Here is a 12,130-nt window from a genome sequence, read left to right on the forward strand (position 1 = left end):
GATATGATATCCATAGTCAGATTTCTGCAATCTCACTACTCGATCTGTTAAATGCGTCATGAATAAACACCATCAACAGGCGTTAGCGCGCTGGTTAAAAGAACAAAGTATTCTCTCCCGTCGTGGGTTGATGATCTCTCGACTGTCGGGGGTGATAAGTGGTCTGCTGATTATTGCCCAGGCCTGGCTACTGGCATGGATACTGCACCGCATGATTATCGATAATACGCCTGCGACAGCGCTGATCCTGCCGCTGACTATTCTGATGCTCATTTTTGTCCTCCGTGCCGGGATCGTATGGCTACGTGAGCGGACAGGATTTTATATCGGGCAACATATTCGTTATCAAATTCGCCGTCAGGTTATCGATCGTCTGCAACAGGCAGGCCCGGCCTGGATTCAGGGTAAACCGGCCGGTAGCTGGGCGACTCTGATTATCGAACAAATTGACGATATGCATGATTATTACGCGCGCTATCTGCCACAGATGACTCTCGCTGTCTGCGTGCCATTGTTGATTATTATCACGCTGTTTCCCGTTAACTGGGTCGCTGCGCTGATCCTGCTGGCCACCGCACCACTGATCCCTTTGTTTATGGCGCTCGTCGGTATGGGAGCGGCTGATGCTAACCGTAAAAACTTCTCCGCGTTAGCCCGGTTAAGTGGTTATTTTCTCGATCGTTTACGCGGGATGGAAACGTTACGTCTCTTTGATTACGGCGCTGCGGAAACAGCGAATATGGGGACAGCATCGGAAAACTTTCGCCAGCGAACAATGGAGGTGCTGCGCCTTGCGTTTCTCTCCTCCGCTGTGCTGGAGTTTTTCGCCTCCCTTTCTATTGCGCTGGTAGCGGTCTATTTTGGTTTCTCCTATCTCGGCGAGCTGAACTTTGGCCATTATGGGACGGAGATCACGCTGATGTCAGGTTTTCTGGCCTTGATTCTGGCACCAGAATTTTTCCAGCCATTACGTGACCTGGGAACATTCTACCATGCTAAAGCACAAGCGCTGGGGGCGGCAGATAGCCTGAAAACCTTTCTGGAAACGCCGCTGACACAAGGGCAATGTGGCGATAAAACCCTCGACGATGGCGCACGACTCCAGCTCGAAGCACGTGATTTAATCATCAAATCCCCACAGGGAACCCGCCTCGCCGGGCCGCTGAATTTTACCCTTCCGGCGGGTCAACGTGTGGTTTTAGTCGGGCAAAGTGGCAGTGGTAAAAGTTCACTGCTCAATACATTAGCCGGTTTTCTGCCTTATGACGGCAGCTTACGGGTTAACGGTATTGAGCTGCGCGATCTGGGTGCCAGCCACTGGCATCGTCAGCTGAGTTGGGTCGGGCAGGATCCGCAATTGCCCGCGGCCACACTGCGCGAGAACGTCCTGCTGGCCACGCCGGATGCCAGTGAAGCACAACTCCAGAACGCGCTGGATAAAGCCTGGGTGAGCGAATTTATCTGCCGGTTGCCACAAGGTATCGACAGTGCGATCGGTGATCAGGCGGCTGGCCTGTCAGTTGGTCAGGCACAACGTATTGCTGTCGCGCGCGCTCTGCTGGTGCCTTGTCGCTTACTGCTGCTGGATGAGCCTGCCACCAGCCTTGATAGCTATAGTGAACAGCGCGTTATGCAAGCGCTATCGGATGCTTCATTACAACAAACCACGCTGATGGTGACCCATCAATTGACCGGGATCAGCGACTGGGATGCTATCTGGGTGATGGAAAATGGCAAAATAGTCGAACAGGGGACCTATGCCCAGTTGGTTTCGGCAAAGGGCGCATTTGCTGATCTGTTAGCCCACCGTCAGGAGGAGATTTAAATGCGTACATTATGGCCTTATCTGATACTGTACAAACGACATATTGGACTGTTAATCGCCGGTATTATTCTGACCATTATCACATTGCTGGCCAGTATCGGTCTGCTGACATTATCGGGCTGGTTTTTATCCGCTTGCGCGCTGGCGGGAGTGGCGGGGCTCTATAGTTTTAATTATATGTTACCTGCAGCGGGTGTTCGGGGTGCCGCGATTATTCGTACTGCGGGCCGTTACTTCGAGCGTCTGATTAGTCATGACGCGACTTTTCGGGTTCTGCAACATCTGCGGGTGTTTACTTTTAGTCAGCTACTGCCGCTTTCTCCTGGCGGGCTGGCACGCTTTCGTCACGGCGAACTGCTCAATCGGGTGGTTGCCGATGTCGATACCCTGGATCATCTCTATTTACGGGTTATCGCTCCTCTTGCCGGTGCGCTGGCCGTGATTCTGGTCGTCACGGTCAGTTTGAGTTGGCTGGATCTGCGCCTGGCACTGACGTTGGGCGGTATTATGCTATTCACGGTGCTGATTCTGCCGCCACTTTTTTATCGCGCCGGAAAACCTGGCGGCGAAAATATCACTCAAATGCGCGGTCAGTATCGTCAACAACTGACCGCCTGGCTTCAGGGGCAAGCAGAACTGAAGCTATTCAGCGCCAGTGAACGATATCGGGCACAGATGGATAAAACCGAGCAACAGTGGCAGGATGCCCAGCGTCGCCAGATGAGTCTGACCGCGCTCTCACAAGTGTTAATGTTACTGGTTAGCGCTGTAACGATACTCTGTATGATACTGCTGGCCTCCGCCAGTATCGATCATCATAATCAGTCTGGCGCACTGATCGCACTCTTCGTTTTTTGCGCTCTGGCCGCTTTTGAAGCCATTACGCCCGCCATCGGGGCTTTTCAGCATCTCGGCCAGGTGATGGCTTCTGCCCAACGCATGACACAAATTTGCGAACAGCCCCCTGTCGTCACCTTCACACAGGGCACGGAACAACATTTTGAGCAGGTTGCTTTGTCGTTAGATCAGATTACTTTTCGTTATCCACAGCAAAGTGCCCCGGCACTGGAAAATGTCTCTTTACAGGTTGACGCGGGGGCGCATATCGCCATTATTGGGTCTACCGGTTGCGGTAAATCAACGCTATTGCAACTTCTGACCCGCGCATGGGACCCAGACCAGGGGGAGATCCTGCTGAATAACCAACCGTTGTCCCGGTTGAATGAAACAACATTACGCCGGGCGATAAGCGTTGTCCCTCAGCGCGTACATCTGTTTAGCGCTACCCTGCGCGACAACCTCCGCCTGGCGTCTCCGACCGCCAGTGATAATCAGTTGATAGCCACTCTGCGACAGGTCGGGCTGGACAAATTGCTGCTCGACAGTGGCCTTGACTGCTGGCTGGGAGAAGGGGGACGTCAGCTATCGGGAGGAGAGCTACGTCGACTGGCTATCGCCCGGGCACTCCTGCATGATGCCCCGCTGATGCTGTTGGATGAACCTACCGAAGGGCTTGATGCCACAACAGAAAGTCAAATTCTTGATTTACTTCACCGGGTTATGCAGGGAAAAACCGTGCTGATGGTGACCCATCGTTTACGTGGACTGTCCCGCTTTAATCAAATTGTCATCATCGATAATGGCAAAATGATTGCTCAGGGTGATCCGCTGACGCTGCTGGTCCAGCGTGTATCGGTTTATAAGGGGAAATGAAATGGCTCTTGTTCGTCTTTCTCGTCAATCACTTACTTTCCCACCGCCCAATCAGGCTTTGGACGATCCGAATGGTTTATTAGCGGTTGGCGGTGATCTCAGCCCGGAACGTCTGTTGATGGCCTATCAATGTGGCATTTTTCCCTGGTTTTCCCCCGGTGATCCGGTTTTATGGTGGTCTCCCGATCCACGCGCTGTTTTACCGCCAGAACAGTTTCATCTTAGTCGCAGTATGAAGCGTTTTCATCAACGCTCCCCTTATCAGGTGACCCTGAATCACGCTTTTACAGCCGTTATTAACGGCTGTGCCCGCCATCATGAGCAGGGTAGCTGGATCACCGCCGATATGATATCTGCCTACTGTCGGCTGCATCAGGCGGGCCAGGCGCACTCTGTCGAGGTATGGCATAACGATGCCCTGGTTGGCGGGTTGTATGGCATCGCACAAGGTGCGCTGTTCTGCGGTGAATCGATGTTCAGCGTGGCTGAAAACGCATCCAAAACCGCGCTTCTGGTATTTTGCCAGGCATTTATCGCAGGGGGCGGAAAATTAATTGACAGCCAGGTACTGAATCCCCATACCGCTTCTTTAGGTGCACGGGAAATTTCCCGCAGCGATTATCTTGCTCAGCTGGCAGTATTACGTTACGGCGGTCTGGCCGAGAATTTCTGGTTACCGCGCGTGCTATTTAACCGTCATGACCATCCATAATCTGATGATTCCAGGATGAAAGCGTACTAATAATGGATACAGATAAGTATCCTGCCTGGCAGTCTGGCTCAGAATACTGCCCCATTGACTCTCCGTGTCCGTCCATTTTATGGCTCATCGCGAGAAATGTTTTCCGCATATTTTTGCCATAATGATATAATAGCAAGACGGTTTCTGCCTGTTGCGCCATCGCTATTCGGGAATCATAAGCGTCAGATAACATCCATTGTTCTGTCACGCCCCTTTTTATGCGTGCCTGATTTATCTTTCTCAGGCTGCGTTGATAATGATGCAATCAGGTGGGCAAAGGATCGTTTGCCAGCGTACGCAAACACCAGACTTTACATACTCACTGAACTTCGGCATTATCTTGCCGGTTCAAAATTACGGTAGTGATACCTCAGAGGACTCGATGGCCAAAGAAGACAATATTGAAATGCAGGGCACCGTACTGGATACGTTGCCTAATACTATGTTCCGCGTAGCACTGGAAAACGGTCACGTGGTCACTGCACATATTTCCGGTAAAATGCGCAAAAACTACATCCGTATTCTGACGGGCGATAAAGTGACTGTCGAGCTGACTCCCTACGACCTGAGCAAAGGCCGCATTATCTTCCGCAGTCGCTAAACGTTTTCTCTCTTAGCTTAGAGCCTATTCCACTTGGTTATTGGTGCAGCCAGTCTGGGCACGGATAACGCGGAGAAACCGTAGCGTACAGGTAGTACGTGAGGATTTCGGGCACTGCCCAGGGCCAGAATGGCAAGTAAAATAGCCTAATGGGCCAGGCTCTTAATAGCATCAAAAACAAAAGGCCGGGAATATCCCGGCCTTTTGGTATTTTATCATCAGAAATGAAAATTAATGGGCGGCTTCGGGTTTACGCTTTTGTGCGCTCAGGAAATCACAGGCCAGCATACCTTTCTCTTTATTCAGGGTGACTGTCACCTGCCCCCCATTCACCAGCGAACCAAACAGCAATTCATTAGCCAGTGGTTTTTTCAGATTATCCTGAATCACTCGCGTCATAGGACGTGCGCCCATCATCCGGTCATAGCCTTTATCCGCCAGCCAGTCCCGCGCCTCCTGGCTCACTTCCAGTGAGACACCTTTTTGATCCAACTGAACCTGTAGTTCGACAATAAATTTATCGACCACCTGATGGATAATGGCGGTGGAAAGATGCTCGAACCAGATAATATTGTCGAGACGATTACGGAATTCCGGGGTGAAAATCCTCTTGATCTCATCCATTGCGTCAGTGGTGTTATCCTGGTGGATAAGGCCAATTGATTTACGCTCTGTTTCACGTACACCAGCATTGGTGGTCATCACCAGGATGATATTGCGAAAATCTGCCTTACGGCCATTATTATCCGTCAGCGTGCCGTTATCCATCACCTGTAATAACAGATTAAAAACATCCGGATGCGCCTTTTCGATCTCATCAAGCAATAACACCGCATGCGGATGTTTGATCACCGCATCGGTCAGCAGCCCTCCCTGATCAAATCCTACATAACCTGGCGGTGCACCAATCAGACGGCTGACTGTATGATGTTCCATGTACTCAGACATATCAAAGCGTAGTAACTCAATACCTAACGCTTTCGCCAGCTGTACCGTGACTTCTGTTTTGCCGACCCCTGTTGGCCCGGCAAACAGGAAAGATCCGATCGGTTTATGTTCATGGCCCAGTCCGGCACGCGCCATTTTTATCGATTCCGTTAACGCTTCTATCGCTTTATCCTGACCAAAGACCAGCAATTTCAGGCGTTCACTCAGATTCTTCAGAGTATCACGATCACTTTGTGATACATGCTGTTCCGGAATACGGGCGATGCGGGCAACGACAGATTCGATATCTGCGACATTGACCGTTTTCTTCCGTTTACTGACCGGCATTAACTGCACTCTGGCCCCCGCCTCATCAATCACGTCAATCGCCTTATCCGGTAAATGACGATCATTAATATATTTCACTGACAGTTCCACGGCAGCACGAACGGCTTTTGCGGTATAGCGCACATCATGATGGGCCTCATATTTGGGTTTCAGGCCGTTAATGATCTGGATGGTTTCTTCTATTGTCGGTTCGATGATATCTATCTTCTGAAAACGACGCGCAAGGGCCCGATCTTTCTCAAAAATATGACTGAATTCGAGGTAAGTCGTTGAACCTATTACCCTAATTTTGCCACTAGAAAGCATCGGCTTAATCAAATTGGCAGCATCAACCTGTCCTCCTGATGCGGCACCAGCACCGATAATCGTGTGGATCTCGTCAATGAACAAAATACTGTTACTATCCTGTTCGAGTTGTTTGAGCAACGCTTTGAAACGTTTTTCAAAATCACCCCGATATTTTGTCCCGGCCAACAGGGCACCTATATCCAGCGAATAGAGGGTGCAATCCTCCATAATCTCAGGCACATTACCCTGCACAATTCGCCAGGCCAGCCCTTCGGCAATGGCCGTTTTGCCGACACCAGACTCGCCCACCAGCAAAGGGTTATTTTTCCGCCGACGGCACAACACCTGAATCGTGCGCTCCAGCTCTTTTTCACGCCCGACCAGCGGGTCAATCCCTCCGATACGCGCCAGCTGGTTGAGGTTAGTGGTGAAATTCTCCATCCGTTCTTCACCCGCCACTTGCTCTTCGTTATTGCTATCAGACGGGTTCTCACAACGACTGGCAAAAGGGCCTGAGTCGCCTTTACGTGTACCATGGGCAAGAAAATTGACCACATCAAGACGGCTGACTTCGTGTTTGCTCAGCAAATAAGCCGCATGGGACTCCTGCTCGCTAAAAATAGCGACCAAAATATTCGCACCGGTGACCTCATGATGGCCTGAAGACTGAACATGAAAAACAGCACGCTGCAATACCCGCTGAAAACTCAGCGTTGGCTGGGTTTCGCGATCTTCAGTTGCCGGCAGGATCGGTGTCGTTTGTTCGATAAAAGTTTCCAGTTCCTGATGCAGCACCGCCAGATCGACCGCACATGCTTCAAGGACTTCACGCGCCGAGGTATTACTCAGTAGCGCCAGTAATAAATGCTCGACGGTCATGAACTCATGACGGCATTCACGCGCTCTGGCGAACGCCATATTCAGGCTGAGTTCCAGTTCTTGATTGAGCATAGGCACCTTCCTTCAATTTTCATGTCTGTATTCAGGCTTTCTCTAAGATACACAGTAATGGATGTCCATTTCCTCTTGCATACTCATTGACTATGTCGGCTTTGCTTTCCGCGACTTCAGCGGTAAACACGCCACAAATCGCCTGCCCCTGATAATGAACGGTTAGCATCAGTTGCGTAGCACGTTCTGTATCATAAGAAAAGAATTTTTGTAATACTTCAACAACAAATTCCATGGGAGTATAGTCGTCATTAAGCAGTATTACTTTATACATCGAAGGCGGCTTAAGCGCATGATGTATCTTCTTTTCCACCTCTTGATCAGCATCAAACCACTCTTTGTTGCCCATAATCTGGTTTATCATCCGTTACTATTGTTCACCGACAGTGATCTTATTATTGATCAAAATCGTTTTATGCAATCTACAATAGATCATAGATAACTATCATCTATTACTTCTATCCACAAGCGATACCTCTTATCCTGGCATAACGTTAACTGGTTCAAAATTTCATTCATTGCTTATCTTTCTTATCTGTCAATGGCTTGACGCAAGGCGGCATTTCGCGATACAGCTAACCCAAAAGTGACCTGATGGGCAACGAGTACAATGACTCATGAAGGATGTCGCGATATGAAAACAGGTACTGTTAAGTGGTTCAACAATGCTAAAGGATTCGGTTTTATCTATCCTGATGATGGTGGTGAAGATATTTTCGTTCACTATTCCGCGATTAAAATGGAAGGCTACCGAACGCTAAAAAGCGGACAAGCGGTTCAGGTCGATATTCAGCAAGGGGCAAAGGGCAATCATGCCAGCCTCGTTCTTCTGGTAAGCCCGGAAATCACCGCCTGATCTGCGACTCACTTCGACGCTCCCGGCGGCAAAATATCCACGCCGAGGGTGACTATTTGCCCTCGCCAGTGCTGTTCCGGATAGTCGTTAGCCGTTGATAACCGCCGGGCGAATAACCCCTGCGATGGCGTTAACAGAGAACCTATTGCTGGCCAGCACGGCTGGGTCATTTGCGCTAAATCAACCGGCTTCACAATTATAGAAAAAAGTCTTTTATTCCCTGCTGAATCAGCATAACCTAAAAGATGTATATTAAATACACCTTTAAGGATAATAATTATGTTTTGTGTGCAATGTGAACAAACCATCCGTACTCCGGCAGGCAATGGTTGCGCTTACGCCCAGGGGATGTGCGGTAAAACGGCGGAAACGTCTGACCTGCAGGATCTGCTGATCGCAGCCCTGCAAGGCTTATCCGCCTGGGCGATAGAAGCCCGCCACTATGGCATTATTGATCATCAGGTTGACAGCTTCTCTCCCCGTGCTTTCTTCGCCACACTGACCAACGTTAATTTCGACTCGTCACGCATCATCAGTTACACACGTGAAGCTATCACTCTGCGCGAAGCGCTGAAACAACAATGCCTGGACAGAGACAGACACGCCACCACCGATCATCCACAGGCTAGCCTGCAACTGGTCAGTGATGATATCGGGGATTTGCAACGGCAGGCGGCAGCGTTTGCGCCCAACAGAGATAAAGCCGCGATAGGTGAAAATATTCTCGGCTTACGTTTATTGTGTCTGTATGGCCTGAAAGGCGCGGCGGCGTATATGGAGCACGCGCATGTGCTCGGTCAGTACGATAACGCTATTTACGCACAATACCATCAAATTATGGCATGGCTGGGCCGCTGGCCTGCCGACAGCGATGCGTTGCTGGAGTGCGCGATGCAAATTGGCCAGATGAATTTCAAGGTGATGAAGTTACTGGATGCTGGCGAAACCACGCAGTATGGCCACCCTACCCCCACCACCGTCAATGTTAAAATGAGCGCCGGTAAATGTATCCTGATTTCCGGTCATGATCTGAACGATCTGTACCATCTGCTGGTACAGACCGAAGGGACGGGTATCAACGTCTATACCCATGGAGAGATGCTGCCAGCACACGGTTACCCGCAACTGCGCCGGTTCGAACATCTGGTCGGCAATTATGGCAGTGGCTGGCAAAATCAACAGGTTGAATTTGCGCGTTTTCCTGGCCCGGTCATTATGACCTCTAACTGTATTATTGATCCTGATGTCGGCGGCTACCGTGATCGCATCTGGACCCGCAGTATGGTCGGCTGGCCGGGTGTTAACCATCTTACCGGCAATGACTTCTCTGCCGTTATCGCCCAGGCACAACAGATGGCGGGATTTCCGTACAGCGAAATTCCCCATCTGATCACCGTCGGTTTTGGCCGTCAGACCCTGCTGGCGGCCGCAGATTCCCTGCTCGATCTGGTAGAACGTAAAAAACTGCGTCATATCTTTCTGGTCGGAGGCTGTGATGGCGCAGATGATGAACGTCACTACTTTACCGATTTTGCTACCCGCGTGCCGGAAGATTGTCTGATCCTGACCCTGGGCTGTGGTAAGTATCGTTTTAATAAACTGGATTTCGGCAGCCTTGAAGGATTACCACGCCTGCTGGATGTCGGACAGTGTAATGACGCCTATTCAGCGGTTATTCTGGCGGTAACGCTGGCCGAAAAACTGGGTTGTGAAGTCAACGATCTGCCTTTGTCACTGGTACTGTCATGGTTTGAGCAGAAAGCGATCGTCATTCTGCTGACACTGCTGTCACTGGGCGTCAAAAATATTGTTACCGGCCCGACCGTTCCCGCCTTCCTGACCCCTGATCTGCTCGCGATCCTTCAGCAAAAGTTTAGTTTGCAGGCGGTCAGCGACGCTGAACAGGATATGCGGCAACGCTTGTGTGCCTGAGGAGAGAATACAATGACCATTCCAGTTCCATCATGCCCGTGGCGCATGCAGGTTCATCACATCCAACAGGAAACCGCGGATGTCTGGACGCTTTCCCTGCTGTGTCACGAATATTACCCTTACCAGGCCGGACAATATGCACTGGTTAGCATCCATCACTCTTCCGAAATACTACGTGCCTACTCGCTCTCTTCCACCCCAGGCGTCAGCGAATATATCACCCTGACTATTCGCCGGATTGATAACGGTATCGCCTCTCAGTGGTTAACACAGGAAGTGAAACGGGGTGACTATCTCTGGCTATCCGATGCGATGGGCGATTTTACCTGTGAAGATAAAACCACCGATCAGTTCCTGATGCTGGCTGCGGGCTGTGGTATTACACCGCTCATGTCGATGCGTCGCTGGCTGGCTCGCTATCGTCCGCAGGCGGATGTACAGATGATCTTTAATGTTCGCTCCCCGCGCGATGTTATTTTTGCTGATCAATGGCATCAGTATCCCGTCACCCTGGTGGCCGAATATGACGCCAGCGCAGGCTTTGTTGCTGGCCGACTGAGCAAGGAGCTACTGCAACAAGTCCCGGATCTGGCCGCACGTACCGTGATGACCTGCGGCCCCTCCCCCTATATGGCGTGGGTGGAACGCGAGGTCAAAGCGCTGGGCGTGACCCATTTTTTTAAGGAGACATTCTTTACGCCCCCCTTGCAGAGCACCAGTCACGGCCTGAAATTGACTAAACTGAGTCAGGCAAAAGACTTTTACGCCCCGATCGGCAGCACGCTACTGGCAGCGCTGGAAAGCAATCATATTGCCGTGGCGACAGCCTGTCGCGCAGGTGTCTGTGGCTGCTGCAAAACCCGGATAGTTTCCGGAGAGTATCGCGTCAGTAGCACCATGACACTGAGCGATAGCGAGATTGCTGACGGTTATGTGCTGGCCTGTTCCTGCTACCCGCAAAGTAATGTCGTACTGGCGTAAATCCGCGCAGTATGGCGACCGCCGGGTGTCTCCCCTGCAGGAGACACCCGTTTATTGCCGTTATCGCGCAAAGGATTATCTATCTCACGCCCGGTGAAAAGAGCACGCCAAATGACAGTGCTAACGGGCTACTGTGGGGCATATTTCTCCAGTAACGCCTTCACGATGGCGAGGCTTTCCGCATCAGCAACACCGTCCCAGCGCGATGGCCGGAAGTGCATCTGAAAAGCGATAATCACCCGTTTTTGCTGCGCTGAGCTCATCTGTGGCGTGACCTGATAGCCATAACGAGCCAGTAAATCCAGCAGCTCGGTGCGGGCAACGGGTTGATCGGGCGGGCGACCATAGAGGTAAAATTGCACCCGGTCGGCATCGGGCCAGGCACCAATTCCCTGGCGGGCCAGCCATTGCCACGGAAAACACGGCCCGGGATCATCTTTACGCTGTGGCGCAATATCGGCATGTGCCACGATATTTTGCGGCGCAATGTGATAGCGGGCGATAATATCCTGTGCCAGCAGCACCAGCGTATCTATTTGTGCCTGATAAAACGGAGCAAATTTTTTCACTCCGGCGATCTCCTGCCAGCCGGGATTCTCCAGTTCAATACCAATCGAGGTATCGTTGAGATGAGTACGACCACGCCAGAAACTCACCCCCGCGTGCCAGGCGACATGTTCTTCAGCGACCAGTTGCCAGATACGCGGTTTACCATGATATACAGGCGGGTTTTGTGGGATCAGATAATGGGCACTGACCTGGTTTGCCGTCAATGTTGCCCGCGAAGTGACAAAATCACCTGCGGTGTAATGGATCACTAATACATTGACCCGCGGGAAAGCAGCCTCGGCAGGATAACGGGTATCAACCTGATAGTGACGATGTTCGATAACGCCTTTTTCGGTCACGCACCCCGTCAGTAATAATATGGCAGCAATCATCAGATACAGGCACTTCTTCACCACA

Annotated in this window: 12 protein-coding genes; 7 read left to right on the forward strand and 5 right to left on the reverse strand. The window is 51.0% G+C overall.

What is annotated here, in order from left to right:
• Nucleotides 1-58 precede the first annotated feature (58 nt).
• The 3 genes from cydD to aat are packed head-to-tail and all read left to right on the forward strand — an operon-like array spanning nucleotide 59 to nucleotide 4,250.
• Nucleotides 59-1,825 (forward strand): cysteine/glutathione ABC transporter permease/ATP-binding protein CydD, encoded by a 1,767-nt coding sequence (cydD, locus tag PT300_12145; GenBank protein ID MDF7681296.1) that lies wholly within the window; start codon nucleotides 59-61, stop codon nucleotides 1,823-1,825.
• The gene (gene cydC, locus PT300_12150) at nucleotides 1,826-3,538 is read left to right on the forward strand and encodes a cysteine/glutathione ABC transporter ATP-binding protein/permease CydC (GenBank protein MDF7681297.1); all 1,713 of its coding nucleotides are present in this window, start codon (nucleotides 1,826-1,828) and stop codon (nucleotides 3,536-3,538) included.
• Between the two features lies 1 nt (nucleotide 3,539).
• Nucleotides 3,540-4,250 carry a leucyl/phenylalanyl-tRNA--protein transferase gene (gene aat, locus PT300_12155; GenBank protein MDF7681298.1) on the forward strand — a complete coding sequence of 237 codons (711 nt, stop codon included), beginning with the start codon at nucleotides 3,540-3,542 and terminating at the stop codon, nucleotides 4,248-4,250.
• Here the strand turns inward: aat and PT300_12160 are convergent.
• A complete protein-coding gene (locus PT300_12160; GenBank protein ID MDF7681299.1) occupies nucleotides 4,228-4,488 on the reverse strand; it encodes a hypothetical protein in 261 nt (86 codons plus the stop codon). The two genes, aat and PT300_12160, sit on opposite strands and share 23 nt — an antisense overlap.
• Before the next feature lie 174 nt (nucleotides 4,489-4,662).
• Between PT300_12160 and infA the strand changes: the two genes are divergently transcribed.
• Nucleotides 4,663-4,881, forward strand: a complete 219-nt coding sequence (gene infA, locus PT300_12165) for a translation initiation factor IF-1 (GenBank protein ID MDF7681300.1) — start codon at nucleotides 4,663-4,665, stop codon at nucleotides 4,879-4,881.
• Nucleotides 4,882-5,112: 231 nt separating this feature from the next.
• Here the strand turns inward: infA and clpA are convergent, their stop codons facing one another.
• A complete protein-coding gene (gene clpA, locus PT300_12170; GenBank protein MDF7681301.1) occupies nucleotides 5,113-7,395 on the reverse strand; it encodes an ATP-dependent Clp protease ATP-binding subunit ClpA in 2,283 nt (760 codons plus the stop codon).
• Between the two features lie 31 nt (nucleotides 7,396-7,426).
• Nucleotides 7,427-7,744 carry an ATP-dependent Clp protease adapter ClpS gene (gene clpS / locus PT300_12175; GenBank protein ID MDF7681302.1) on the reverse strand — a complete coding sequence of 106 codons (318 nt, stop codon included), beginning with the start codon at nucleotides 7,742-7,744 and terminating at the stop codon, nucleotides 7,427-7,429.
• Nucleotides 7,745-8,029: 285 nt separating this feature from the next.
• Between clpS and PT300_12180 the strand changes: the two genes are divergently transcribed.
• Nucleotides 8,030-8,251: a cold shock domain-containing protein gene (locus tag PT300_12180; GenBank protein MDF7681303.1), complete on the forward strand. Its 222-nt coding sequence runs from the start codon at nucleotides 8,030-8,032 to the stop codon at nucleotides 8,249-8,251.
• Nucleotides 8,252-8,259: 8 nt separating this feature from the next.
• On the opposite strand, the gene PT300_12185 is transcribed toward PT300_12180, so the two are convergent.
• Nucleotides 8,260-8,445 (reverse strand): hypothetical protein, encoded by a 186-nt coding sequence (locus tag PT300_12185; GenBank protein ID MDF7681304.1) that lies wholly within the window; start codon nucleotides 8,443-8,445, stop codon nucleotides 8,260-8,262.
• 85 nt (nucleotides 8,446-8,530) lie between these two features.
• Here PT300_12185 and hcp point away from each other — a divergent pair, with 85 nt between their 5' ends.
• Nucleotides 8,531-10,183 carry a hydroxylamine reductase gene (gene hcp, locus PT300_12190; GenBank protein MDF7681305.1) on the forward strand — a complete coding sequence of 551 codons (1,653 nt, stop codon included), beginning with the start codon at nucleotides 8,531-8,533 and terminating at the stop codon, nucleotides 10,181-10,183.
• A 12-nt stretch (nucleotides 10,184-10,195) separates the two neighbouring features.
• On the forward strand, nucleotides 10,196-11,164 hold the full coding sequence (hcr, locus tag PT300_12195) for an NADH oxidoreductase (GenBank protein MDF7681306.1): 969 nt from the start codon (nucleotides 10,196-10,198) through the stop codon (nucleotides 11,162-11,164).
• A gap of 128 nt (nucleotides 11,165-11,292) precedes the next feature.
• On the opposite strand, the gene PT300_12200 is transcribed toward hcr, so the two are convergent.
• Nucleotides 11,293-12,126 (reverse strand): N-acetylmuramoyl-L-alanine amidase, encoded by an 834-nt coding sequence (locus PT300_12200; protein MDF7681307.1) that lies wholly within the window; start codon nucleotides 12,124-12,126, stop codon nucleotides 11,293-11,295.
• Nucleotides 12,127-12,130: the final 4 nt, after the last annotated feature.

This window comes from Enterobacteriaceae bacterium ESL0689, from assembly GCA_029433525.1.
Classification (GTDB): domain Bacteria; phylum Pseudomonadota; class Gammaproteobacteria; order Enterobacterales; family Enterobacteriaceae; genus JAQTIF01.